Here is a 24978-nt window from a genome sequence, read left to right on the forward strand (position 1 = left end):
GTTGCGCGCGCAGTTCCCCGCGCCCCTAGAGGTACGCGGCGCTCCTCGGAGCGCCCCGTCAGGGGCGCGGGGAACTGCGCGACAAGCCACGACGCACCCGCAGCCTGCAACGAACGGCACGGGGCAGCCCCTGTCCAGCCCTGAGACGGGGAGCAGCCATGATCCGCCGGACGCGGCCTAAAGCGGCTGAGCCTCGCAGAGGACGCGCGGCGGGAGGTACGGCGTGACGACCTGCAGGGCCCAGCCCCGGCGGCGGGCGTGGCAGGTCAGGGCGAGGATGTCGAGGTTGACCACGGCCTCGGGGTCCAGGCCCCGGTCGGCGACGGCGAAGTGGTCGCGGTGGGCCTCCAGGGCGTCGAGCAGCGCCAGGTTGAAGCTCTCCTCGTCGCCCTCGACCAGCTGCGAGAGGAGCACGGCGGGCGGCGGGAGGAAGCCCTGGCCCTGGGCCTTCTCGGCGGCGCCCACGGCCCGTTCGGCGGCGGGCCCGGCGTCCTCGGCGCGCAGATAGTCGAGGAGGGCGCGGCGGTACGAGACGAGGGCGCGGCCCGAGCGGTCGGTGCGCAGCCGGGCGGGGCCGGAGAGGACCAGGGGCGCGAGGTCCTCACGGGCGCCGGTGATCAGCGCGGCGTTCAGCGCCGCGTGCCAGAGCTCGGGACCGGCCTCGCGGCCGTCGTGGGCGGGGAAGGAGAGCGTCGTGCCGTCGAGCTCCACCTCGACCTCGGTGCCGGGCTCGGCGAGCATCGTACGGAAGAGGGCGGCGCCGAAGCGGGACATGCGGCGCACGGTGTCGAGCTGGCCCTCGCTGCCCTCGGCGTCCTCCCGCGCGCGGTACTCCACGAGGGTGCGGAGCTTCTTGACGGCGCCGGCCAGGTAGTCCACGTCCCCGAGCCCGCTCCTGAGGGGCTTGAGGGCGTCCGCGACGAACTCCTCGAAGAGCTCCACCGACTCCATGCTGAAGTACATGTTCAGATCGCCGGGCCGCTCGAACGTGACGGGCCCGGCGGCCAGCTCGGCGACCGCGTCGGGCCGCCGGTCCCGGCCGAACGCGCCGACGCGGACCCCCTTGCTCTCGAAGCCGGTCACCAGCGCGCGCGGCAGATAGCCGCTCTCCACCGGCGGCTCCCAGCCCTGGTCCCGGTGGGCGAGGGCCGCCAGCGCGAGGGGCGTCAGGGGCAGCAGGGCCCGGGGGAAGGAGCCGCCGACCCAGGCCGCGTGGCGCAGCAGCTCCGTGAGCGCGGCGTCGAACTCCTCCCGGTCGCCCGCCGCGAGGGCGCGCAGGCCGCGCAGCGCGAGGGTGTCGGGGTGGTCGGGCCGCTCCACGCGCGCGAGTGCGGCGTCGAGCGCGGCGAGGGTGTCCTCCGGGGGCAGCGGCCAGGGCGCCTCGTCGTCCTCGGTGATCCCCAGCACGTACGCCATCAGGCCCGCCGCCAGCTCGGCGCCCGGCTGTCCCGCCTTCCCCTGCCGGGCGGGCTCCAGGGCGAAGCTGAACGCCTCGCCGTGCCGCGCCGTGGTGTCCGTGAGAACCGCGAGGCAGAAGGCGTCGTGCCAGTCGAAGAGGCCGACGGTCTCCCGCTCGCCGTCGGCTTCGCGGTCGTAGGACATCCCGAAGTTGACGTAGTTGAGGAAGACGCTGAAGGAGTCCCGGGGGAAGTAGGCCGCGTAGGAGACCATGCCGGTGGCGGCCTCCGCGGCGTCGGCGAGCAGCGCCCTGGCCTCCGCCGTGTCCAGGTCCGGGTGCTCGACGGAGAGCGCACCCAGGCAGTCGAGGAACTCCGCGGAGATCAGCTCCCAGTCGGAGGTGCCCATCCGGCCGGCCTTCGACATCGTGTTGACCATCGAGCCGATCCGGTCGACGAAGCCCTCGCGGGCCGCCGTGAGCGCCTCCTCCTCCACCTGGTGCCGTTCGATCCGCACTGCTGTACCCCCGTGTTTCGCGCCGTTCGCCGAAGATGGACGCGGCAACCCTACGAGGAGGGTGTGACAGTCGCGGAAACGGGTCTCACAGGGGCCGCTGGAGCACCACCAGGCCGCGGTCCGTGACGGTGACCGTCTCGCCCGCCTGGACCTTGCGCCCGCTGCCCGCCGTGTACGGCTCCTCCTGCGCGGTGTCGACGATGACCTCCCACTCGCGGCCGTGGTTGACGGGGATCACGAAGTCCAGGGACTCGCGGTGGGCGTTGACGAGGAGGAGGAAGGAGTCGTCGGTGATGCGCTCGCCCTGGGGGCCGGGCTCGGAGATCGCGTTGCCGTTGAGGAAGACCGTGACGGAGCGGGCCTGCGCCGCCTGCCAGTCCGGCTGCGCCATCTCCTCGCCCTCGTGGGTGAACCAGGCGATGTCGGACAGCTCGTCGTGGGACTCCTCCAGGGGGGCGCCGTGGAAGAAGCGGCGGCGGCGGAAGACGGGGTGGTCGCGGCGGAGCCAGACCATGGTGCGCACGAAGTCGCAGAACGGGTCGGGCGACCCGTCCCCCTCCCCGTTCCGTTCCGGCCAGTGCACCCAGGACAGCTCGCTGTCCTGGCAGTAGGCGTTGTTGTTGCCCTTCTGGGTGCGGCCGAACTCGTCGCCGTGGCTGAGCATCGGCACGCCCTGGGAGAGCATCAGCGTGGCGACGAAGTTCCGCCGCTGGCGGCGGCGCAGGGCGAGGACCTCCTCGTCGTCGGTCTCGCCCTCCGCTCCGCAGTTCCACGAGCGGTTGTAGCTCTCGCCGTCCTGGTTGCCCTCGCCGTTGGCCTCGTTGTGCTTGTGGTCGTAGGACACCAGGTCGTGCAGCGTGAAGCCGTCGTGACAGGTGACGAAGTTGATGGAGGCCAGGGGGCGGCGCCCGTCGTCCTGGTAGAGGTCGGAGGAGCCGGTCAGGCGGGAGCCGAACTCGGCGAGGGTGCGGGGCTCGCCCCGCCACAGGTCGCGGACGGTGTCGCGGTAGCGCCCGTTCCACTCGGTCCACAGCGGCGGGAAATTGCCGACCTGGTAGCCGCCCTCGCCGACGTCCCAGGGCTCGGCGATCAGCTTGACCTGGCTGACCACGGGGTCCTGCTGCACCAGGTCGAAGAACGAGGAGAGCCGGTCCACCTCGTGGAACTGCCGGGCGAGCGTGGCGGCGAGGTCGAAGCGGAAGCCGTCGACGTGCATCTCGGTCACCCAGTAACGCAGCGAGTCCATGATGAGCTGAAGGACGTGGGGGCTGCGCATCAACAGTGAATTACCCGTGCCCGTCGTGTCCATGTAGTAGCGCGGATCGTCCGCGAGCCGGTAGTACGAGGCGTTGTCGAGACCCCGGAAGGAGAGCGTGGGACCGAGGTGGTTGCCTTCCGCCGTGTGGTTGTAGACGACATCGAGGATGACCTCGATCCCGGCCTGGTGCAGGGCGCGCACGGCGTGCTTGAACTCCAGCACCTGCTGCCCCCTGTCGCCCCAGGAGGCGTAGGAGTTGTGCGGGGCGAAGAACCCGATCGTGTTGTATCCCCAGTAGTTCACGAGGCCCGCGTCGGCGAGCCTGTTGTCGGTGACGAACTGGTGCACGGGCATCAGCTCCAGCGCCGTCACGCCCAGCTCCGCCAGGTGCGCGATCACCGCGGGGTGCGCGAGCGCCGCGTACGTGCCGCGCAGGTCGTCGGGGAGCTCGGGGTGGAGCATGGTCAGGCCCTTCACATGGGCCTCGTAGAGCACGGTGCGGTGGTAGTCCGTCCGGGGCGGGCGGTCGTCGGCCCAGTCGAAGTACGGGTTGATGACGACGGAGGCGGCGGTGTGCGGGGCGGAGTCCAGGTCGTTGCGCCGCTCGGGGTCGTCGAAGTGGTGGCCGTAGACCGCCTCGTCCCAGTCGATTCCGCCGCTGACCGCCTTCGCGTACGGGTCGAGCAGCAGCTTGGCGCTGTTGCACCGCTGGCCCCGCTCCGGCTCGTACGGGCCGTGCGCGCGGAAGCCGTACCGCTGGCCCGGCATCACGCCGGGCAGATAGGCGTGCCGCACGAAGCCGTCGGTCTCGCGCAGCTCCACCGCCGTCTCGGAGCCGTCCTCGTGCAGCAGGCACAGCTCGATGCGCTCGGCCGCCTCGGAGAACACGGCGAAGTTCGTCCCGGCGCCGTCGTACGTGGCGCCCAGGGGGTACGCCTGTCCCGGCCAGACCTTCATGGGTGCGTCTCTTCCCGCTCGTCGTCTCGGCACGGCCCCGTCGGCGGAGCGCCCGTAGCACCGCAGCATCCTCGCGTAGCCGCGGCCCGCCGGGCGAACCCTCTCGACCTCTTCCCCTCCGTATTCCCCCGCGCGGACGTACGGCCGGACGTACGAGCAAGGGAAGTTGACGGGGGTTCCGGGTGTACGCCGTCCGGGGGCGCAGTAGTCTTCCTTGATCGAACAGTGGGGTGCGGAAGGCGGTGCGCAGTTGGGCGCGGGAGGGCTTGAACTCCCCCCAGGCGACGGCGGCGAAGGGGGCGAGGGGGATCGCGGCGCCACGGGGACCGGGACCGGGGAGCCCGGGGCCGAGAGCGGCCTCGGAGAGCGGCAGCCGGGTGCCGTCCCGCTGGCGCGCCCGATGGAGATAGGGGCCGACCTCTACTGGGGAGCGGACGCCTGGACCGAGGTGCGCACGCGTGCGCAGCGCGCGGGCCGGGCCTACATCTGGCTGAACCTGGTCGAACAGCGGCTGCGGGCCGTCGTCGCGGCCGTGCTGCGCCCGATCTACGAGCCGGTGCACGGCGAGGAGTGGGTCATCGCGGCGGCGGGGCCCGCGGGGCAGGAGTGGGTGCAGCGGGCGGTCGCCGTGCGGGAGGTGAGCCGCCGCAAGGGCTATCTGCTCGACCCGGCCGACGACAACATCCTCTCCTTCCTCACGCTCCCGCAGCTGCGGGAGCTGATGGTGCAGCACTGGCCCTGCTTCGAGCCGTACTTCGAGGAGCGGCGCGACGTCGAGCTCGCGCTCGACGAGTTGGAGGTCGCGCGCAGCGCCGTGGCCCGCAACCGCGCGCTCTCCGAGACGGTGCTCGCGCAGGCCGAACGGATGTGCGCACGGCTCCTGGACCTGCTGGGCGCGGCGCGCGAGGACGCGCCGTCCGGCGGGCGGCTGCCCGTGGACGCGGTCGAGGAGCTGGTGGGGGACCGGTTCGCGGACGTCGTGAGCGTGCACGCGGACCGGGTGCGGCTGCAGCGGCAGCTCCCCGCCGAGGACCTGTTCGCCGGGGCGCGGCGGCTGGACGCGATGGGCATAGGGCTCAATCTGCTGGTGCAGAACTACAGCGGGCGCCGCCTGGTGCGGCTCGCGGAGTCCGGCTGCCGGGTGCGGCTGCTCTTCCTCAACCCGGCGAGCAGCGCGGTGCGCCGCCGCGAGCGGGAACTCGGCCTGAAGAAGGGCGAGCTGAGCCGTTCCGTGGAGATGAACATCCTCCATATGCGCCGGGTGCGCTCGCGGCTGCGGGACACCGGCGCGTTCGAGATCCACGTCTTCGACGAGACCCCGCGCTTCACGGCGTACATGGTCGACGGGGACGGCGCGGACGGGCTCGCGGTCGTCCAGTCCTACCTGCGGCACATGCGGGGCATGGAGGCGCCCGTGTTCGTGCTGCGCGGCGGCTCCCGGGACCTGGTGCAGGAACAGGGCGCCGGGGCGCGCGCCAAGCCGCTGGACGAGGCGGAGAACGGGCTCTTCCCCGTCTACCGCGAGGAGTTCGAGTCCTTCTGGACGGATTCGCGCCCGGTGTCCTGAGGAGAGGCCCGCCGCTGCTCGATCGTGGCGGGCTCTCTTGCTGCCGCTTGCGCGAGACGCAACGTCTCGTCTATGTTGCTGTGCATGCCCACCGCACCGCGCCGCAGCGCGCACATCGCCATGTTCAACATCGCCGCTCCCGGCCATGTGCACCCCGGCCTGGAGGTCGTCCGTGAGCTGGTCGCGCGGGGCCACCGGGTGAGTTACGCGATTCCGCACGCCATGGCCGACCTCGTCGCCTCGACGGGCGCCGAGCCGCGTACGTACACCTCGACGCTCCCCAGCGACGACCCGGCCGACTGGGGCTCGGGGCTCCTCGACAACATGAGCCCCTTCCTCGACGACGGCATCCAGGCCCTGCCCCAGCTGGCGGCGGCCTTCGAGGGGGACGCGCCGGACCTCGTCCTCTCGGACTCGACCTCGTACCCGGCGCGGGTCCTCGCGCGGCGCTGGGGCGTCCCGCAGATCCAGCTCACGCCGCACATGGTGGCGTGGGAGGGCTTCGTCATGGAGGACATCCACCCCGCGTACGCGGAGATGAGACGCTCGGAGGAGGGCAAGGCGTACTTCGCCAGATTCCGCGCGTGGCTCGACGAGCAGGGCGTCGATCTCAGCGTCGAGGACTTCAGCGGCGTCCCCGAGCGCTCGCTGGTGCTGATCCCCAGCGCGATGCAGCCGAACGCGGAGCTCGTCGACCGGGAGCGGTACACGTTCGTGGGCACCTGCGCCAGGGCCGGGGGCCGTGGGGACGGCGGGGAGGAGTGGCGGCGCCCTGCCGCGGCCGAGGGCAAGCGACTGCTCCTGGTCTCGCTCGGCTCGACGTTCACGAACGAGCCCGAGTTCTATCGCGCCTGCGTTGCCGCTTTCGGCGAGCTGCCGGGCTGGTACGTGATCCTGCAGATCGGCAAGCACGTCACGCCCGGAGATCTGGGGCCGCTCCCGCTCCCCTCCAATGTGGAGACGCACGCGTGGGTGCCGCAGTTCGCGATCCTGGAGGAGGCCGACGCGTTCGTCACGCACGCGGGCATGGGCGGCAGCCAGGAGGGGCTCGCCACCGGCACCCCCATGATCGCCGTCCCCCAGGCCGCCGACCAGTTCATGAACGCGGACCTCCTGGCGGGGCTCGGCGTCGCCCGCCACGTGCCGAAGGAGAAGGCGACCGTGGAAGCACTCCGCGAGGCCCTGGAGGAGCTCACCTCTTCGCCGGAGGTCGCGTCACGGCTCGCGGAGGCCCGCACCCGGGCCGCGGGAGAGGGCGGTGCCCCGCATGCCGCCGACATCATCGAGTCCGCGTTGGACAGCGCGGGGTAGGGGCTGCCCCTTGCCGACCGTTGCCGTGCGCGGCTGCGTTGTGGTTGGCCGCGCAGTTCCCCGCGCCCCTGACGGGGCACGTCATGCTTGCCCTCCACCTCACCGTGCTTGGACGGCGCGGGGTGGGGGCTGCCCCTTGCCGAACGTTGCCGGGTGCGGCTGTGTCGTGGCTTGTCGCGCAGTTCCCCGCGCCCCTTAACGGGCAAGCCCCGACGTGTCGTGACGTCCGCTTCTCCTGTCTGTGCTTGGGAGGTCTGCGCAAGGCGCAGGGCTGGCAAGCGCAGCCCCCACGCCGGGCACGTGGCGTTCGCCGGAGGCGTCAGGTGAGCCTGGCCGCCAGGCCGTCCAGCATGGCTGTGAGGCCCGTGTCGAACAGGGCGTCCAGGTGGAGGTCGTAGCCGTCCTCGCCGAGGGAGGAGACCCAGCGGGCGTACGAGGGGTAACGGTCCGGCGTGACGAGGCCCGCCATTTCGCGTTCCTGGGCGGCGAGCCACTCGTCCTCGGTCACGCCGGACGCCGCCTCCGCATGGGCCTCGCGTTCCAGGTGGACGGCGAGGCCCTGCACGTAGCCGTAGAGCAGGACGTTCACGTCGAACATCCGGGAGGGCGGCAGGTCCAGCCCTTCCAGCGCGGCGAGCATCCAGTCCGAGTACGTCAGGACGTTCGGCGCCATCAGCGGTCGGTTGAGCGGGCCCGCGTGGGCGAGCCAGGGGTGCGCGCGGTGGAGCGACCACAGCGCGCGCGCCCCCGCCTCCAGCCGGTCGCGCCAGAACTCCGGCGCGGGGCGCGGCAGGTCCAGCTCGCCGTAGACCGCGTCGGTCATCAGCCGTACGAGGTGGTCCTTGCCCTCGACATGGCGGTAGGGCGACATCGCCGCCGTGCCGAGCCGCGCGGCGACGGCGCGCATCGAGAGCGCCGCGAGCCCCTCCGCGTCCGCGAGCGCGACGGCCGTACGGACGACGCGCTCACGGTTCAGCTCCTCCTGCTCGGGGCGGCGCGCGGGCGCAGGCGTCGGCCGGTGTGGGCGGCGCGCCTCCGCGACCACCGTGCCCACGCGCGGGCGGGCCGTGACCACGCCCTCCTGGCGCAGGGCGGTGAGGGCCTTGGTCGCGGTGGCCAGCGCGACGTTCCACTCGGCCGCGAGCTGCCGGGTGGAGGGGACGCGCGCGCCGGGGGCGAGTTCGCCGTCCTCGATCCGACGCCGTATCTCCGCCGCGATCCGCAGATACGGCGGTGTGAGCTCCGTCACCCGTCTCCCCTCTCGATGGCTGTACTAGCACAGAGACTAGCAGCGGCGAGGGTGTCGAGCAGCTCAACTGAGCTAGTACAGAAGCGAGAAAACCGCACTTGGCGGTCGTACGCGTACGGCGTACGTTCAGGGCATTCAGAGATCAGGGAGGCAGTCATGAGGACCGTACTCATCTCCGGTGCCAGCGTCGCCGGGCTCACCGCCGCGTACTGGCTGCGCCGTCGCGGCTTCGCGCCGACCGTCGTCGAGCGCGCCCCCGCGCTCCGGCCGGGCGGCCAGGCGGTGGACGTGCGCGGCGTCGCGCTCGACGTGCTGGAGCGGATGGACCTGCTGGAGGAGGCGCGGGCCCTGCGCACCCGGATGCGGGGCATGTCGATGGTGGACGGCGAGGGCAACGAGCAGTGGCGCTCGACCGAGGTCGCGCTCAGCAGCGGGCGGCTCGACGGCGAGGACATCGAGCTGCTGCGCGACGATCTGACGCGGCTGCTGCACGAGCGGGTGCGGGACGAGGCTGAGGACGCGTTCGAGACCGAGTTCGTGTTCGGCGACTCGCTCACCGCGCTGACCGTGGACGCGGACGGCGCGCACGCCGAGTTCGCGCACGGGGCCCCGCGCACGTTCGACCTCGTGGTCGGCGCGGACGGGCTGCGGTCCACGACGCGGCGGCTCGCGTTCGGGCCCGAGGGCGACTTCCTGCACCACCTCGGCCAGCACGTCGCCGTCTTCAGCTCGGAGAACTTCCTCAAGCTGGAGGACTGGCAGGTGTGGATGCAGCACGAGGGCTCGGGCTACTGCGTCTACCCCGCGCCCGGCAACGCCGAGCTGCGCACCACCATCGGCTTCACCTCGGAGGGTCCCGAGGAGTACGACCACCGGGACACCGGGGCCCAGAAGGCGCTGCTCGCCGAGCGGCTGGGTCACCTGGGCGGCGACGTGCCCCGGCTCCTGGAGGTGATGCGCGAGGCGCCGGACTTCTACTTCGACGCGATGGCCCAGGTGCGGATGGAGAGCTGGGTGAGGGGGCGGGCGGCGCTCGTCGGGGACGCCGGGTACTGCCCCTCGCCGCTCTCGGGGCAGGGTTCCAGCCTGGCGCTGGTCGGGGCGTACGTCCTCGCGGACGAGCTGGGGAAGGAGGGGGCGGAGGGGACGGAGGGCGACCTCGCGGCAGGGCTGGCGCGGTACGACGCGCGGATGCGGCCCTTCGTCGCCGTCAATCAGGCGCTCGCGACCGAGAACCCGGGGCGGGGCGCCTCGGAGGAGTCCGTCGAGCGTGCCAAGAACGCGCTCGACCTGGGGCCGTTGTCGTAGCCGCCGCATAGAGTGCGGTCCATGAACTCGTACGCGGCGCTGCTGCGCGGCATCAATGTCGGAGGGCACAAGAAGGTGCCGATGGCCGAGCTGCGCGAGCTGATCGCGGGGCTCGGCTGGACCGACGTCCGCACCTACCTGCAGAGCGGGAACGCGGTCTTCACGACCGAGGACCCCGACCCGGGGCCGACGCTGGAGCGGGCGATCGCCGCGCACTTCGGCTTCGAGGTGCGCTGCCTGACGCGCACGCACGAGGAGCTGCGGGAGGTCGCCGCGGCCTGTCCGCTGCCCGCCGCCGAGCTGGACCCGGCCAAGCTGGTCGTCCTCTTCCTGGAGCACGAGCCGCCGCAGGACCGCTTCGCGGGGTTCGACGCGGGGGCGTACGAGCCGGACGAGTTCCACCTCGTCGGCCGCGCGGTGTACTGCTATTTTCCGCACGGCATGGGGCGCAGCAAGCTCCCCGACGCGCTCGGCCGCGTCCGTCCAGCGCTGGTCACCACGGGGCGCAACTGGCGCACGGTGCAGCGGCTGATCGAGCTGACGAGCTGATCGAGCTGACGAGCTGATCGAGCCGACGAGCTGAGGGCTTGCCTCGGGTGGCGCCCGTTCGTTGAAGTGTGAAGAGTGAATGTCGGGGTCCATGGGGCAAGTTGGACCGAAGTGCGGGGATTTGCGGGAGCCCGTAAACGTTGCGTGCGTCACACCTGCTGAATCAGCTTGAGCCGGGGCACGCGTATCAGACAGGGTTTCGAAACTGGATCGGGTTTGTGAAGGAACCCTTCACAAAGCCCTTGTGTCCCCCCACCACTTCGGAGGCTCCCTCGGCATGGCGAATCACGTGTCCCGTAACAAGAAGCGCCGGATATCCCTGGCCATCGGCGCAGCTGTCGCCGTGGCGGGCGGGGCGACGCTGCTGACGCTCCCCGCGGGCGCGTCCCCGGCGGAGGGCACCGTCTACGGCGCCGACGCGAAGGACGCGGTCAAGGGCAGCTACGTCGTGATGCTCAAGGACGGCAGCGGTGCCCCCGGCATCAAGGCCGCGGCGAACGGCGAGGACCTCGCCAAGGAGTACGGCGGCAAGCTCAAGCAGGCCTACAAGTCCTCCGTCAACGGCTTCTCGGCGAGCGGCCTCAGCGCCCAGGAGGCGCGCCGTCTCGCCGCCGACGACAAGGTCGACAAGGTCGTCCAGAACCAGCGCTTCACCATCACCGGCACCCAGAGCAACCCGCCGTGGGGCCTGGACCGGATCGACCAGGCGAAGCCCACGCTGAACAAGAAGTACACGTACCCGGCCGGTGCGGGCGCGGGCGCCACCGCCTACGTCCTCGACACCGGGATCCGCATCGGTCACAAGGACTTCGGCGGCCGGGCCTCCTACGGCTTCAACGCGTTCGACGGCAGCAAGAAGGCCGGGGACGGGCACGGCCACGGCACGCACGTCGCGGGCACCGTCGCGGGCGGCAAGTACGGCGTCGCGAAGAAGGCCAAGGTCGTCGCGGTCAAGATCCTCAAGGACAGCGGCTCCGGCACCACCGCCTCCGCCGTCGCGGGCATCGACTGGGTCACCAAGAACCACAAGGGCCCCTCTGTCGCCAACATGAGCATCGGCGGCCCCAAGGACGCGGCGATGGACGCGGCCCTGAAGAAGTCGATCGCGTCCGGCGTGACCTACGCCGTCTCGGCGGGCAACGAGAGCGCGAACGCCTCCACGCAGAGCCCGGCCCGCGTCAAGGAGGCGATCACCGTCGCCGCCAGCGACAAGGCCGACAAGCAGGCCGACTTCTCCAACTACGGCAAGCTCGTGGACCTCTACGCGCCGGGCGTCAACATCGTCTCGCTGAGCAACAAGAGCAACACCGGCACCGCCACCATGTCCGGCACCTCGATGGCCTCGCCGCACGTCGCGGGCGCCGCCGCGCTCTACGTCGCCGGGCACAAGTCGGCTACCCCGGCGCAGGTCGCCTCGGCCCTGACCAAGGGCGCGACGAAGGGCGCCATCAAGAACCCGAGCGCGGGCACGCCGAACAAGCTCCTGCGCGTCGTCAAGTAACACCCGGCTCCTCCGGGAGCCCAACGGCCGCCGCGTCCTTCCCCCACGGGGCGCGGCGGCCGCCTTCGTGCGTACTGGGTAAGGTGACCCTTACCCAGTACGACCGGAGTCCCCATGCACGCCCTTCCCTCTCCGCCCGCCGTCGCCGTCCGGCGTCCCCCGCGTACGCCGCGCCCCGCGCCCGTGCCGCGCTGCGCGAGCCCCCGCGTACGGGAACTGGCGCGCACCCTGCCGGGCGGGACCGAGGAGTTCTGGGCCGCCGTGCGCCGCGAGGGCACGCCCCTCGTCGAGACCGACCCCCGCGGCGACCCCCGGTACGCCGCCGTCACCTTCCTCTGGCGCGGCACCGCGGACCAGGAGGTCCACGTGCTGCCGAACAAGGTCGCCGACCCCGGCGACCTCGCGGGCAATCTGATGGAGCGCCTGCCCGGCACGGACGTATGGCACTGGACGCTGCGCATGCGGCGCGACTGGCGCGCGACGTACGCGTTCCGCGTGGCCGGTGAGGACCTGCCGGATCCCCTCAACCCCCGTACGCTGCCCCGGCGTTGGGGCGGGCCCGAACTGTCGGTGGTGGAGCTGCCGGAGGCCGTCGGCCTCGCCGTCCGGCGGGACGTGAGCGCGCGGGGGAGCGTGACGCCGTACGAGGTGGCGGGGCGCCGCGTCTGGGCGTACGAGCCGCCGGGTGTCCTGGCGGACGGGCTTCCCGTGGCCGTCCTCTTCGACGGTGACCACTGGGCCGGGCCGATGGGCGTGGGCGCGCTGCTCGACGGCCTCGTCGCGGACGGCCGGATCCCGCCGACGCTGGTGCTGCTGCCGGACGCCGTCGACGTCGGGACGCGCTGGGCCGAACTCGCCTGCGGCGAGGCCTTCGCGGACTTCCTGGAGGAGGAGCTGCTGCCCTGGGCGGCCGGGCGCTGGCCGGTGACCGCCGACCCCGCGCGCACGGTGCTGGCCGGGCAGAGCCTGGGCGGCCTGATGGCCGCGTACGCCGCCGTACGTGCCCCGCACCGGTTCGGGAACGTCCTCAGCCAGTCGGGCTCCTTCTGGTGGCCCGGGGGCGAGGAGGGGGAGTGGCTCTCGGACGTACTGGCCCTGGCGGGTGCCTCGGGCCCGTTGCCCGTGCGGTTCCGCCTGTCGGTGGGGGAGCAGGAGTGGGCGCTCGGGGCTCCTACGCGGCGGTTCCGCGATGTGCTGCGGGCGCGTGGCTGCGAGGTGACCTTGCGCGAGGTCAACGGCGGCCACGACGCGTTGTGGTGGCGGACCGAACTTGGCGCTGGGCTTGTCGCCCTGCTGGGTTCCCAGGGGTGCTGAGCCCGGGGTGCCCCGGGCCGTGCTTCGCAGGGTGCGAGTGATGCGTGGTTGCTCGCGCAGTTCCCCGCGCCCCTGGGGTCTGAGGGGGCGCCCTCCTCCTAGAGGGCGCCCCCTTCCCTCACGGCGTGACGAACGCCCGTAGGGCGTCCTTCGGGGAGTCCGTGCGGACCGCCAGGGAGAACAGGCGGGCCCCCGCGAGGCTCAGTACCAGGGCGCAGGCGACGATGATGCCGGCGCTGGTCAGCATGTCGCCGGTGGTCGTCTCCTGGGTGATGTACTGGAGCGGGACGAGGATCGCCGAGAACGGCGGGATCTTGCTGACGACGTCCACCCAGGCGGCGCCCGGCTGCTGGAGGGCGACGACGCCCACCAGGAACGTCAGCATGTTGATCAGCTGCAGCGGCACCGTCACGCTCGGCACGTCGTCCGGCTTGCGCATCATCGCGCCGATGCCGCCGTAGATGACGCCCATGAAGAGGAAGCCCAGCAGGTACCAGAGCAGCACGATCCAGCCGATGCCGAGCACGATGTCGAACGTGGATCTGTCCCCGCTGGCGAGCAGCAGGCCGAGGGCCGCGCCCGCCATCGCGCCGGTCTGCACGAGCCCGGCGACCCCGGCGCCGATCACCTTGCCCCAGAGCAGGGAGAGCGGCTTGATCTTGGGCAGCAGCAGGTCGACGACGCGGTTGCCCTTCTCCTCCATCATCGCCTGCGTGACGGCCGAACTCATGCCGACGATCTGGCCGAAGAGCAGCACCACGACCAGATAGCCGATCATGGAGCGGGAGACGTCCTCGGAGTCGTCGTGCACCGCCTTGAGCTGGACGGCCGGAGCCTTCTCGCCGGAGCCGTCGCTCAGCAGCGCGAGCTGGAGCCGGGCCGTGACGCTCTCCAGCTCGGAGAGCTGCGAACTCTCGTACACCTTGCCGTCGATGGCGCGGGGCTTCAGCGTGACGACGAGGGGCCGGTCCTCGGTGGGCGTGGCCCCGGCGGGCGCCGCGCGGACGTCGTTGTCCGGCAGCAGCTTGGCGTACTGCTCGACCTGCGCGGGCTTCGCCCCGGCGACCGCGACCTCGGGGTGGTCCGCGCCGCCCCCGCCGATGATCTTCGGGACGAATATCAGGCCCGCGATGATCAGCACGCTGAAGCCGATGCTCATCAGCGCCGTACGGGAGAACGTCCGGGTCCTGATCTCCCGGGCCAGAACGAGGCCCAGGGTGGTCAGGGCCCCGGTGCGCTCACTGCTCCTCGTCGCCGTCATCGCTGCTCACCTCCGCGAAGACGTCGCTGAGGGTCTGGCGGCGCCGGGAGAACTCGGTGACGTCACCGAACCGGAGGCACTCGCGCAGCACCCGGGCCGAGCTGTCCGTGTCGCACGGCACGGCGAACGTGGTGCCGTGCAGCAGCCGGGCGCCCGGCACGGCCGCCGCCAGCTCCTCGGCCGCGGGCGCGCTGCCGTCGCCGAAGGTCACGCTGGCCACGGCGCCGCCGCGGTCGCGGAGTTCGTCGACGCGGCCCTCGGCGACCACCCGGCCGTCCTTCAGGATCACCGCGCGCTCACAGATGCTGTCCACGAGGTCGAGCTGGTGGCTGGAGAAGAAGATCCCCGTGCCGCGGCCGGCCGCCTCGTGGAGGATCTCCGACATCGACGTCACGGCCGCGCGGTCGAGCCCGGAGAACGGCTCGTCGAGGATCACCATGCGCGGGCCGCCGAGCAGCGAGGCGATGAGCTGGACGCGCTGCTGGTTGCCGAGGCTGAGCGTGTTCAGCTTGGACGCGCGGTACTGGTCGATCGTCAGCCGCTCGATCCACGCGGCGACCTCGTCCCTGGCCTCGTTCTTGGGCATCCCGTAGAGCCGCGCGAGGTAGACGAGCTGCTGCTCGACCTTCATGTCGGGGTAGAGGCCGCGCTCCTCCGGCATGTAGCCGATCGCGGCGCGGAAGGCGTCGCTCACCTCCTCGGAGCCGACGTGCACCTGGCCCTCGTCGGGGTGGAGGAGGCCGGTGATGATGCGGATCGAGGTGGTCTTGCCGGAGCCGTTGTTGCCGACGAAGCCGGTGATGGTGCCCTGCGGGACGGTGAAGCCGACCCGGTCGAGGGCGACGCGTTCGCCGAAGCGCTTGGTGACGTCGATGACCCGCAGGTCGCTGTCATGGGTCGCCGCGCCCGGGCCTGCCGCTTCCGCCGCGTCCGGCGCGTCCGCGCCGGGCCCGGCCCGTTCGCCCGTCGTGCTGATCCGGTCGGTCAGGGACGTCATCGGGCTCCTTTCTTCTTCCCCCACGCGAGGGCGGTGATGGCGGAGATCGCCGCCGCCGTGCCCAGGCTGGTCAGCCAGACGGTTCCGGTCAGCCCGTCGTCGCCCCGGTAGGTCGCGAGGAGGATGGGGGTGGTCAGGACGAGGACGAAGACGAACCAGAGAGCCGTGCTGCGTGTCATGGTGATCTCCTCACTCGGACGGTCCGGACGGCACGTGCGCCACGTACCAGTCGAACGGCTGGCCGGGCTGCCGCAGCGTCTCCACGGCGGCGAAACCGGCCTCGGTCAGGCACCGCTCGACCTCGTCGGCCTCCAGGAGCAGCACGTCCTCGGCGAAGTCGACCTTCTCGCCGTGCACGCTGATCGTGGTGGCCGAGGTCAGCACGGTGCGTACGGGGTCGAGGGCGAGCCGTATCTCGAACGGATGGCCCTCGGCCGTACGGGACGCGAAGGGGCTGGCCTGGAGCATCAGCCGGTAGGTGTCGGCCGAGTAGTACTCCAGGCACAGCACCCCGCCGGGTCTGAGCCGCCCGGCAGCGCCGCGCAGCGCCGTACGCAGCTCGTCGCGGTCGCGGCAGCAGGCCAGCGAGCCCAGCGTGCTGTACGCGGCGTCGAACCTGTCGCCGGTGGGGAGTGGGACGGGGACGGGGGCGCGGAAGTCGGCCTCGACGAGGGTCACGTTCCCCGGCACGCCCTTGTGCCGGAAGCCCTCCAGCATGTGCGGGGAGTTGTCCACCCCCGTCAGGCTGCGGACCAGGGGCGCGAGGGGCTCGGCGATCCGGCCGGTGCCGACGCCGAGTTCGAGCACGTCCTTGCCCGCGACCCGGTCGCGGAGGAAGTCCACGGTGTCCCTGGCGGGTATCGGGTCGCTGAGCAGGATGTCGTAGACGGAGGAGACCGCGCTGCCGTACTGGACGTCGCTCATGGGTTCACCGGCTCGTAGTCGGAGATCAGGTCGTACTTGGGGTCCTCGCTGTGGTCGTAGCCCGAGTACCGGACCAGCATGAGCTGGAGCAGCGGATGGCCGGGTTCCGGAGTGAGCCGGGCGCGGACGAAGTCGAGGATGATGCCGTACGAGGCCTTGCGGGCCTCCGTGTGCATCGGGTTGGTGCTGTGCGGGTTGGCGTTGAGGGTCGAGGCCACGTCGAAGATGCTCTTCTCGATGCGGCGCCCGGGGAACCACACGGCGTGCGCGGCGCGCCGCGGCTGGACCTCGAAGACGGACCGCCACTCGGTGTGGGAGGTCTTGTCCTCGCTGGCCAGCCGGTAGAGGAAGTGCTGGTCCTCGACGGCGGGCTCGGGGGCGAAGAAGCGCCAGTTGGGGATGAGGATCCCGGTCCTGTCGTACTTCCTGAGCCTGTCGTAGCTGCGGTCGGGGTGCTGGGAGACGACCGTCACGAGGAACCACGCGGCGAACGTCCCCTGGAGCACCCGGTCGACGGCCTTGCTCATGCCGCCTCCCGTACGCGCGTGGCCGCGAGGGCCTTCTCCAGGTGGGCCGCGGTGCGCGGGGCGTGCTCCGCCGAGCCCAGGACCGACAGGTGCGAGGCCCCGGCCAGGGTCTCGCTGGAGCCGCCGTCCGCGCCGGAGCCGCCGTCCGCGCCGGAGCGCGCGTACTCCTCGTACAGCGCGCGCTGTTCGGGTGCGTCGCCGACGGTCGCCTCGGCGGCGAGCACGCTGACCGGCACCTCCAGGGTGTCGAGGGGACGGCCGCCGTCGAGCATGAACGCGTACGCGTAGCCCCACTCGCGGCGGCTGGCGCGCCACGCGGACGCGGAGGACAGCTCCCAGCCCAGCGCACGCCGGTACGGGCTGCCGTCCGCGTACGAGAGCAGCGACCGCCGGTCCAGGAGGAGCGCGCCGCCGCACTGGATCGAGAGCGGCGCGAGGCGGACGGTGAGGTTGGTGTTGTTGGCCCCGGCGCGCTGGGTGCGGCTCTCGCGCAACTGCCGGGGGTGCATCGGGTCGATGAGGACGAGCCCGCGCACGGTCTCCGGGAGCCGCGCCGCCGCCCGGTGCGCGAGATAGCCGCCGAGGGAGTGTCCGGCCAGCACGCAGTCCCCGTCCACGGCCGCGCCCAGGACGTCGACGAGGTCGCCGACGCTCTCCTCGAAGCAGTAGTCCTCCGCGCACCGGCGCAGCGAACGCCGGTACCCCGCGCGGTCGTAGAGCACCACTCTCAGGTCAGGGTCGAGGTGGTCGAGCACCAGCAGCCACGCGAGCGAGCTGCTGAGCAGGCCCGCGTCGAGCACGAGGGTGTCCGCGCCGGGGGCGCCCTCCCGCACGTGGTAGCTGACGATGTTGCCGCTGGCGCAGGTGAGCTGGCGGTGGTCGAGATGGCCGGTCGCGCGCTTGGCGCGGGCGTCCGCGTAGAGCTGGTACGTGACGCCGACGGCGCCCGCGGCGGCGAGCGCGCCGAGGGTCATCCTGGTGAAACCGGAGTTCATCGGCCGGTGACCTCCCGCCGTACGGACGTTCCCACGGAGCCGTCCTTCCCGCCCTTGGCCAGCGTCCGGATGCAGGGGTACGTGGAGACGAACGCCCAGGCGAACCGGGAGAGGCCCATGAAGCGGGCGTTCGCCAGATGGAAGCCGCCCATCACGACCAGCCCGGCGTCCATGTACTTCCCGCGCCGGAGCAGCAGCAGCGGGAACCCGCTCTCCAGCGCGAGCACCACGTGGCAGATCGCCCGGGAGGCGGCGGGGTACTTGGAGAGCTGCTCGAAGAACCACTGGTCGCCGTAGGTCTGCGTCCGCATGATCTTGACGAGCGCGTCGCCGCTGCGCCAGCGGTGCCCGGGCAGCTTGGCCCAGCCGGAGGCCCCGTACGAGAGCACGGCCTGGGCGCCGATGAACTGGACGGCGGCCGTGCGCGAGGCCTCGGTGCCGCCCGCGCGGCCGAGCGCCGCGGTCGTCTGGACCAGGAAGGCGACCTGGTCCGAGCCGTCCGTGCCGAAGAAGTGCCGGGGATAGATGGCGAGCTGGGTCGCCGAGAGGTAGGCGTCGCAGGCCAGCCGGAGCCCGTTGCTGCGGACCGGCAGCACGAGCAGCGCGGCGGCCACGGCGCGGGAGCCGTGGATGGCCTGCGTCACGGGTTCCTTCGCGACGCGGTCCATGAGGGAGCGGAGGAAGCGGGACTTGGTGGGGAACTGGTGGCGGAGGTACTGCCAGTCGTTGAGACCGCCGGGCTCTCGGTCGGACCTGCGTGCCATGTACTCAAGACTGCTCAAGAGATGGGTGACGGCGCTCAGCCTCTCCGCTGTTTCGAGAGGCCGAGCGCGTGCCAACTCAAGAGGTCTGCGAAGACGAGACCACATTGCTCTGTTGGCTACCTCTTGTCAGGACGCTACGGCTTTACCCACGGCTGCTCCGGCGCTGGCGGCGGCCACGAGAGCACCGCACACCTTTGCGCCGGAGACGACTCCCGCGACGAACGCGGCGGGGGTCGCCATGACGGGGACGCCCGCGGGAAGGGCGTGTGCCGCCTGACCCGCATTCACCTTTGCCAGCAATGCGCCGTTGACATTTCCGTGAATCGGCATGATCCATCCTTCACGTTTCACGATGGGACCGTTCTGAGAACCGTTCGAAGAACACGCGGAAGACAGAGCGGTAAACCGTGCTCCGGTACCGGCGTGCTTACTTGTTGGCGGCCTCGTACGCCACATAGGCGGCGCCCGTGACGGCCCCCGCACCCACGACCGCGCCCGCGGCCTTGGCCAGACCCGCGCCGATGGCCGGGGTCGTGGGGCATGCGATGGTGAACGTGGCCATGATGGGGGCCACTTCACCCGGGCTCACGCTGACGGGCACAAAACCCGAAAGCGCGGCGTTCTGGTTCACCTTTTCCAGCAGCATCAGAACCTCCGTGCTCGATTCGGAATCGCGGGGCCCCAGACACCTTGGTCCAGACAAAAGGCGCGCTCCGTACCGCTTGCCGAACGCGGTTGGTCAACCCCGTGGTCGGACAGCGCGACAGGGGGTCCAATTGGTCAAGGAGCGCTGATGAATCCCCCGTAGCGCGGTTCGATGCTAGCCAGAGAAATCGCGCCGTGTCCATGGCCGAATCTTTCTTCTCTTGCGGGCCGCCTTCAAGTCCCATGGCAAAGCCAGGGAAAAGCGAAGGTAAAAGAACGAGTTGAGCGAAATGGGGCAGAGGGGCCGCTTCGGGGTGACTCCGGGATGGCTCCGGGCCGGCTTTGGGTGTGACGGTACCTACTTAGGCTAGGCTTACCTCATGTCGCCTCGCTCCACGCATCTGACCGTCGAGAACCTCCGCGCCGGGTACCCGGGTCATCTCGCCGTGGACGGGGTGGACCTCTCCGTCCCCGCCGGGCAGGTCGTCGCGATCGTCGGCCCCAACGGCTGCGGCAAGTCGACCCTGTTGCGCACGATCGCGCGGCTGCACCAGCCCGAGTCCGGCGCCGTACGGGTCGGGGACGAGGACGTCTGGCAGCTGCGGCCGCGCGACGCCGCCCGCCGTATCGCGCTGCTCCCGCAGTCGCCGCAGGCGCCCGAGGCCATCACCGTCGCCGGTCTCGTCCGCTACGGACGCCACCCGCACCAGGGGCTGTTCCGGCAGTGGTCGAAGGAGGACGAGGATGCGGTCACCGAGGCGCTGGACGCCACCGGCACCGCCGGGCTCGCCGGGCACCGCCTCGACCACCTCTCCGGGGGGCAGCGGCAGCGGTGCTGGCTCGCGATGGTGCTGGCCCAGCACACGCCGATCGTGCTGCTCGACGAGCCGACGAGCGCGCTCGATCTCGGGCACGCGGTCGAGGTGCTCGCGCTCGTCCGAGAGGTCGCGTCGTCCGGGCGCACCGTCGTGATGGTGCTGCACGATCTCGCGAGCGCCGCCCGTTACGCGGACACGCTCGTCGCCATGAACTCCGGCGTGGTCGTCGCGCGGGGTCCCGCCCGCGAGGTCATCGCCCCCGCTCTCGTGAAAGAGCTGTACGGAGTGGACGCGGACATCCTCTCCTCCCCGAGCGACGGTTCCCCAGTCGTCGTCCCCCACGCGACCCTGACCTAGACAGAGAGGGCCCACGCTCCTCCCTCCACCCCACTGCGCTTGGGAAGTCTGCGCAAGGCGCAGGGTTGGCAAGCGCAGCCCCCTGCGCCGGGTGCCCCGCGCAACTGGGCCGGGTTCGGGATGCCCCGGGCTGTGCATCGCGGACTGCGGCCGCGTCGTGGCTTGTCGCGCAGTTCCCCGCGCCCCTAATCGGGCAAGCCCAAAAGTCTTGGACCCGGCGCGCCCACGCGGCGGAGCCGCAAATCAGACACAGCCCCGCGCCCCTGAGGGGGCAAGCCCAAAGGTCTTGAACCGCACAGCCTCGCGCCCCTGAGGGAGAAGGGGGCAAGCCCCGATGTGTTGTGACCGGGCGCGCCCTCTCGCGTCGCGTGCGGGCAGGAGCTCTCTTCATAGCGCTGTAATTGTTGACGGCTACCGGCAATCGCTGGCATGCTCCATTGTCGTGAGCACCCACCGCAATCTCGTAGCGCGCCTGCACGTCGATCTGCGACGTCACGCCAGCGCCATTTGTGCCTGCCGCTGCGCCTGAGGCGCGCGCCGCTCACCTCTCTCCTCTCCCTCCGCATCGCCGCTGCTCACCGCCGTGGCGCGTGCGTTGATTCCTGCGCAGAGCGCATTTCTTGAATTCGGCGTGCCCGAATTCTCGCGTTCCCCCGTCGCAACGGAAGGCACCCGTGCGTCAATTCCCCTTTTCTGTCCCCCGAAGAGAATTCCTCGCCCTTACGGGCGCGGCCGCCGTCACCGCCGGGTGCGGTAGCGCGGCCGGGCGGGACGGCGTTCCCGCGACCACCATCCGTTACCAGGGCTGGGCCGGCACCGTCACCCCGGCCGAGCTCGCCGAGGACCTCGGGTATCTCGACGGGCTGACCCTCGAATGGGTCGGCAACACGACGAGCGGCCCGCAGGACCTCCAGGCGGCCGCGTCCGGCGACGTCGACTTCGGTGGCGCGTTCAACGGCGCCGTCGTCAAGATGGCCGCCGCCAAGGCCCCGGTGAAGGCCGTCATCAGCTACTACGGCGTCGACGCCAAGCGCTTCAACGGCTTCTACGTGCTGCGTGACAGCCCTCTCCGGCACGCCCGTGACCTCGTCGGCGCCAAGGTCGGCATGAACACCCTCGGCGCGCACTCCGAGGCCATGCTCGACACCTACCTCAAGCGCGAGGGCGTCGGCTCCGGCGAGGCCGCCAAGGTCGAGCGGATCGCGCTGCCGCCCGTCAACACCGAGCAGGCCCTGCGCAAGGGCCGTATCGAGGTCGCGGTGCTCGGCGACCTCATGCGGGACAAGGCCCTCGAACGCGGCGGCATCCGCCCCCTCTTCGACGACCACCAGCTCCTCGGCTCGTTCAGCGCGGGCACCTACGTCATGGCCGACCGCTACCTCGACCGGCATCCGCGCGTGGCCCGGCGGTTCGTGACCGGTGTGGGGCGGGCCCTCGAATGGGCCCGGCGCACGCCGCGCGAGAAGGTCGTCGCCCGCATGGTGCGCATCGTGAAGCGGCGCGACCGCAGCGAGGACACCGGCCCCCTCCGCTACTGGCAGTCCTACGGCGTCGCGGGCACGGGCGGACGCATCGCGCCCCGCGAACTCGCCACCTGGGCCCGCTGGCTGGAGCAGCGCGGCGACATCAAGACCGACCGCGTCCGGATCGAGGACATCTACACCAACGCCTTCAACAGGAATCCGAGCACCAGGAATCCGAGGAGTCCCCAGCGATGAGCGAGCCGAAGATACGTTTCGAGAAGGTCGGCAAGACCTTCCCGGCGCCCCGCTCCCGGTCCCGTGCGAAACGGGGGCGCCGTGCCGCCGCCTTCACCGCCCTCGACGGCGTCGACCTCGACATCGCGCCGGGCGAGTTCACGGTCCTCGTCGGCCCCTCCGGCTGCGGCAAGTCCACGCTGCTCGATCTGCTCGGCGGCCTCACCCGCCCCACCTCGGGCCGGGTCCTGGTCGACGGCGAGCCCGTCACGGGGCCCGGGCACGACCGGGGCACCGTCTTCCAGCAGTACGCGCTGCTGCCCTGGCGCACCGCGCGCGGCAACGTCGAGTTCGGGCTCGAAGCCATCGGCGTGCCCCGGCGCGAACGGGCCGAACGGGCACGGGAGTTCCTCTCCCTCGTCGGACTCGACGGCTTCGAGGAGCGGCACCCGCACGAGCTGTCCGGCGGCATGCGCCAGCGCGTCGCCATCGCCCGCAGCCTGGCGTACGACCCCGACGTGCTGCTCATGGACGAGCCCTTCGGGGCGCTCGACGCGCAGACCCGCGAGTCCCTCCAGGACGAGCTGCTGCGGGTGTGGCAGCGCACCGGGAAGACCGTCGTCTTCATCACCCATGGCATCGACGAGGCCGTGCTGCTCGGGCAGCGCGTCGCCGTCCTCACCTCGCGCCCCGGGCGGGTCAAGGAGGTCGTCACGGTCTCGCTGGGCGGCGCCCGTACGGACGCCGACGACCCGCGCTCCAGCCCGGAGTTCGCCGCCTACCGGCACCGCGTCTGGGAGCTGCTGCACGACGAGGTCGACCGCGCGCAGCGGCAGGAGAGGGAGGCGGTCGCCGTATGAGCGCCACCCTGCCCGCCTCGAAGGAGCGGAGCGTGGAGGACGGGGCTCCGGCCGCCGTCCTCGCCCCCGCCCTCGCCGAAGAGCAGGCCGGGCCCTCGCTGCCCCGCCGGCTGCTCTCCCTCGCCGGTGCCGTCGCGACCCGTACGGCCGCCGTGCTCGCGCTGCTCGCGCTCTGGGAGATCGCGCCGCGCGCCGGGCTCGCCGACCGGGTGTTCCTGCCGCCCTTCTCAGAGGTCGCGGCGGCCTGGTGGGAGCTGCTGCTCGACGGGCAGCTGTGGGACGACACCCGCGCCAGCCTCGTCCGCTCGGCGTCCGGCTTCGGGCTCGCGGTGGCGCTGGCGGTGCCGCTCGGTCTGCTCATCGGCTGGTACAAGCCCGTCGCCGACTTCCTCGGCCCGCTGCTGGAGGTCTTCCGCAACACCGCCGCGCTCGCGCTGCTGCCCGTCTTCGTGCTGCTCCTCGGCATCGGCGAGACCTCGAAGATCTCCATCGTGCTCTACGCCTGCACCTGGCCGGTGCTGCTCAACACCGTCAGTGCCGTGCGCACCGTGGACCCCACGCTGCTCAAGCTGGCGCGGAGCGTGAACCTGCCGCCCTGGCGGCTCTTCCAGAAGGTGATCCTCCCGGCCTCCGTGCCCGCCGTGTTCACCGGCATCCGGCTCGCCGGGGCCGTGGCGATCCTCGTGCTCGTCGCCGCCGAGATGGTCGGCGCCAAGGCCGGGCTCGGCTTCCTCATCAACAACTCCCAGTTCAACTTCGCCATTCCGCAGATGTACGCGGGGATCCTCACGGTCTCCGCGCTCGGCGTGGCCTTCAACCAGGCGCTCGTCGCCCTCGAACGCCGCTTCACGTCCTGGCGGACCACCTCCGCCTGACCTCCCCCGATCCCCGCAGCAAAGGAGACCCCTCATGAGCAGCAGCCACTTCGACATCCGCCGGGTCGGCGGCCGTATCGGCGCCGAGATCCTCGGCGTCGACCTCTCCGCGCCGCTCGACGGCGCGCTCGTCACGGAGATCAACGCGGCCCTCCTCGCACACAAGGCCCTCTTCTTCCGGGACCAGCAGCTCGACGACGCGGACCAGATCCGCTTCGCACGCCTCTTCGGGGAGCTGACCACGGCGCATCCCACCGTGCCCTCGGTCGAGGACCAGCCGAACATCCTGCCCGTCGACAGCGAGAGCGGCGTACGGGCCAACCGCTGGCACACCGACGTGACGTTCGTACGGACGCCGCCCAAGGCGAGCACCCTGCGCAGCCTCGTCGTCCCTCCCTACGGCGGCAACACGCTCATCGCCAACTCGGCCGCGGCGTACCGGGATCTGCCCGGGCCGTTGCGGGAACTGGCCGACAGCCTGTGGGCCGTGCACTCCAACGCGCACGACTACGCCGAGCCCCCGAAGTCGGAGGCCGCGGCCGAGCACCGGCGGGTCTTCGTCTCCACCACCTGGGAGACCGCGCACCCCGTCGTCCGCGTCCACCCGGAGAGCGGCGAACGCGGCCTGTTCATCGGCGGCTTCGCACAGCGCATCGAGGGGCTCAGCGCCTCCGAGTCCCGCGACCTGCTGCGGATCTTCCAGTCGTACGTCACCCGCCCCGAGAACACGGTCCGCTGGACGTGGGCGCCGGGTGACCTGATCCTCTTCGACAACCGCATCACCCAGCACTACGCGCCCGACGACTACGACGACCTGCCGCGCAAGCTGCACCGGGTCACCGTCGCCGGTGACGTGCCGGTGGGCGTGGACGGGCGCCTCAGCCGCGTCGTCGCGGGCGACGAGGCCGCGCACTACACGCCGCTGGCGGGTGCGCGATGAGTCTGGTGAGCAACGCGAGGCCGTACGAGCGGGCTCAGCCGCCGCGTACGGTGCTGAGGGTGGTCCGGGCCGCGTCCTCCGAGTCCGGCGGCGGCCTGGAGATCGACCGCACGTGCCGCACGGTGCACGTGGACGGGCACGAACTCGACCTCACATACCTGGAGTTCGAGCTCCTCTCGCACCTCGTGGCGTATCCGCGGCAGGTCCACTCGCGGGAGCAGCTCGTGAGTACGGTGTGGGGGTACGGGGACCATGTCGGCGACGGGCGTACGGTCGACGTGCACGTGGCGCGGCTCCGTCGCAAGCTGGGGCCGGCGCACCGGGCCCGCATCGTGACGGTCCGCCGAGTCGGCTACAAGTTCACCCCCTAAGCCCCAGCCCCTCGTCTGG

Annotated in this window: 23 protein-coding genes and 1 pseudogene; 13 read left to right on the forward strand and 11 right to left on the reverse strand. The window is 71.6% G+C overall.

Annotated elements, in window-relative coordinates; translation table 11 throughout:
• Positions 1-177: 177 nt before the first annotated feature.
• Together ACGF3A_RS31790 and glgX are read right to left on the reverse strand one after the other, a co-directional pair.
• Positions 178-1914, reverse strand: coding sequence for an Imm49 family immunity protein (locus ACGF3A_RS31790; protein WP_393733867.1), 1737 nt, complete (start codon positions 1912-1914; stop codon positions 178-180).
• Positions 1915-1999: 85 nt separating this feature from the next.
• The gene (gene glgX / locus ACGF3A_RS31795; protein WP_393733868.1) at positions 2000-4129 is read right to left on the reverse strand and encodes a glycogen debranching protein GlgX; all 2130 of its coding nucleotides are present in this window, start codon (positions 4127-4129) and stop codon (positions 2000-2002) included.
• 250 nt (positions 4130-4379) lie between these two features.
• Here glgX and ACGF3A_RS31800 point away from each other — a divergent pair, with 250 nt between their 5' ends.
• Together ACGF3A_RS31800 and ACGF3A_RS31805 are read left to right on the forward strand one after the other, a co-directional pair.
• A complete protein-coding gene (locus ACGF3A_RS31800; protein WP_393734258.1) occupies positions 4380-5696 on the forward strand; it encodes an SAV2148 family HEPN domain-containing protein in 1317 nt (438 codons plus the stop codon).
• A 72-nt stretch (positions 5697-5768) separates the two neighbouring features.
• Positions 5769-7007: a macrolide family glycosyltransferase gene (locus ACGF3A_RS31805; protein WP_393733869.1), complete on the forward strand. Its 1239-nt coding sequence runs from the start codon at positions 5769-5771 to the stop codon at positions 7005-7007.
• A 319-nt stretch (positions 7008-7326) separates the two neighbouring features.
• Here the strand turns inward: ACGF3A_RS31805 and ACGF3A_RS31810 are convergent, their stop codons facing one another.
• Complete coding sequence (locus ACGF3A_RS31810) at positions 7327-8256, reverse strand: GntR family transcriptional regulator (RefSeq protein WP_393733870.1); 930 nt, start codon at positions 8254-8256, stop codon at positions 7327-7329.
• 156 nt (positions 8257-8412) lie between these two features.
• Between ACGF3A_RS31810 and ACGF3A_RS31815 the strand changes: the two genes are divergently transcribed.
• The 4 genes from ACGF3A_RS31815 to ACGF3A_RS31830 all read left to right on the forward strand — a co-directional run bounded on the left by ACGF3A_RS31815 (position 8413) and on the right by ACGF3A_RS31830 (position 12928).
• The gene (locus tag ACGF3A_RS31815) at positions 8413-9564 is read left to right on the forward strand and encodes an FAD-dependent monooxygenase (RefSeq protein ID WP_393733871.1); all 1152 of its coding nucleotides are present in this window, start codon (positions 8413-8415) and stop codon (positions 9562-9564) included.
• Positions 9565-9585: 21 nt separating this feature from the next.
• Positions 9586-10113 carry a DUF1697 domain-containing protein gene (locus ACGF3A_RS31820; protein ID WP_393733872.1) on the forward strand — a complete coding sequence of 176 codons (528 nt, stop codon included), beginning with the start codon at positions 9586-9588 and terminating at the stop codon, positions 10111-10113.
• Between the two features lie 277 nt (positions 10114-10390).
• Entirely contained in the window at positions 10391-11614 is a 1224-nt protein-coding gene (locus ACGF3A_RS31825; protein ID WP_393733873.1) for a S8 family serine peptidase, read from the forward strand.
• 114 nt (positions 11615-11728) lie between these two features.
• Entirely contained in the window at positions 11729-12928 is a 1200-nt protein-coding gene (locus ACGF3A_RS31830; RefSeq protein ID WP_393733874.1) for an alpha/beta hydrolase-fold protein, read from the forward strand.
• A gap of 118 nt (positions 12929-13046) precedes the next feature.
• Here ACGF3A_RS31830 and ACGF3A_RS31835 read toward each other — a convergent pair whose 3' ends face one another.
• The 8 genes from ACGF3A_RS31835 to ACGF3A_RS31870 all read right to left on the reverse strand — a co-directional run bounded on the left by ACGF3A_RS31835 (position 13047) and on the right by ACGF3A_RS31870 (position 19042).
• Positions 13047-14189, reverse strand: a complete 1143-nt coding sequence (locus tag ACGF3A_RS31835; RefSeq protein WP_393733875.1) for an ABC transporter permease — start codon at positions 14187-14189, stop codon at positions 13047-13049.
• Positions 14167-15186 (reverse strand): ABC transporter ATP-binding protein, encoded by a 1020-nt coding sequence (locus tag ACGF3A_RS31840; RefSeq protein ID WP_393733876.1) that lies wholly within the window; start codon positions 15184-15186, stop codon positions 14167-14169. The genes ACGF3A_RS31835 and ACGF3A_RS31840 overlap by 23 nt, the downstream gene beginning before the upstream one ends.
• Positions 15183-15365, reverse strand: a complete 183-nt coding sequence (locus ACGF3A_RS31845; RefSeq protein ID WP_393733877.1) for a hypothetical protein — start codon at positions 15363-15365, stop codon at positions 15183-15185. The genes ACGF3A_RS31840 and ACGF3A_RS31845 overlap by 4 nt, the downstream gene beginning before the upstream one ends.
• A 10-nt stretch (positions 15366-15375) precedes the next feature.
• Positions 15376-16110 (reverse strand): class I SAM-dependent DNA methyltransferase, encoded by a 735-nt coding sequence (locus ACGF3A_RS31850; protein WP_393733878.1) that lies wholly within the window; start codon positions 16108-16110, stop codon positions 15376-15378.
• Positions 16107-16637 carry a hypothetical protein gene (locus tag ACGF3A_RS31855; protein WP_393733879.1) on the reverse strand — a complete coding sequence of 177 codons (531 nt, stop codon included), beginning with the start codon at positions 16635-16637 and terminating at the stop codon, positions 16107-16109. Before ACGF3A_RS31855 ends, ACGF3A_RS31850 begins: the two co-directional genes overlap by 4 nt.
• Positions 16634-17632: an alpha/beta fold hydrolase gene (locus tag ACGF3A_RS31860; protein WP_393733880.1), complete on the reverse strand. Its 999-nt coding sequence runs from the start codon at positions 17630-17632 to the stop codon at positions 16634-16636. Before ACGF3A_RS31860 ends, ACGF3A_RS31855 begins: the two co-directional genes overlap by 4 nt.
• The gene (locus ACGF3A_RS31865) at positions 17629-18396 is read right to left on the reverse strand and encodes a hypothetical protein (RefSeq protein ID WP_393733881.1); all 768 of its coding nucleotides are present in this window, start codon (positions 18394-18396) and stop codon (positions 17629-17631) included. The genes ACGF3A_RS31860 and ACGF3A_RS31865 overlap by 4 nt, the downstream gene beginning before the upstream one ends.
• Positions 18397-18823: 427 nt before the next feature.
• A complete protein-coding gene (locus tag ACGF3A_RS31870; protein ID WP_344530526.1) occupies positions 18824-19042 on the reverse strand; it encodes a hypothetical protein in 219 nt (72 codons plus the stop codon).
• A 379-nt stretch (positions 19043-19421) separates the two neighbouring features.
• Between ACGF3A_RS31870 and ACGF3A_RS31875 the strand changes: the two genes are divergently transcribed.
• From ACGF3A_RS31875 to ACGF3A_RS31905, 7 genes and pseudogenes are all read left to right on the forward strand, one after another.
• Positions 19422-20216, forward strand: coding sequence for an ABC transporter ATP-binding protein (locus ACGF3A_RS31875; RefSeq protein WP_393733882.1), 795 nt, complete (start codon positions 19422-19424; stop codon positions 20214-20216).
• Between the two features lie 334 nt (positions 20217-20550).
• Positions 20551-20745 (forward strand): putative leader peptide, encoded by a 195-nt coding sequence (locus ACGF3A_RS31880; RefSeq protein WP_393733883.1) that lies wholly within the window; start codon positions 20551-20553, stop codon positions 20743-20745.
• Positions 20746-20890: 145 nt separating this feature from the next.
• Complete coding sequence (locus ACGF3A_RS31885; RefSeq protein ID WP_393733884.1) at positions 20891-21934, forward strand: ABC transporter substrate-binding protein; 1044 nt, start codon at positions 20891-20893, stop codon at positions 21932-21934.
• Positions 21931-22773, forward strand: coding sequence for an ABC transporter ATP-binding protein (locus tag ACGF3A_RS31890; protein WP_393733885.1), 843 nt, complete (start codon positions 21931-21933; stop codon positions 22771-22773). Before ACGF3A_RS31885 ends, ACGF3A_RS31890 begins: the two co-directional genes overlap by 4 nt.
• On the forward strand, positions 22770-23648 hold the full coding sequence (locus ACGF3A_RS31895) for an ABC transporter permease (protein WP_393733886.1): 879 nt from the start codon (positions 22770-22772) through the stop codon (positions 23646-23648). The genes ACGF3A_RS31890 and ACGF3A_RS31895 overlap by 4 nt, the downstream gene beginning before the upstream one ends.
• 34 nt (positions 23649-23682) lie before the next feature.
• Positions 23683-24588 carry a TauD/TfdA dioxygenase family protein gene (locus ACGF3A_RS31900; protein ID WP_393733887.1) on the forward strand — a complete coding sequence of 302 codons (906 nt, stop codon included), beginning with the start codon at positions 23683-23685 and terminating at the stop codon, positions 24586-24588.
• Between the two features lie 101 nt (positions 24589-24689).
• A pseudogene (locus ACGF3A_RS31905) lies at positions 24690-24959 on the forward strand (winged helix-turn-helix domain-containing protein); the annotation flags it as partial.
• Positions 24960-24978 lie beyond the last annotated feature (19 nt).

Source organism: Streptomyces sp. NPDC048172 (assembly GCF_043202595.1).
GTDB lineage: Bacteria > Actinomycetota > Actinomycetes > Streptomycetales > Streptomycetaceae > Streptomyces.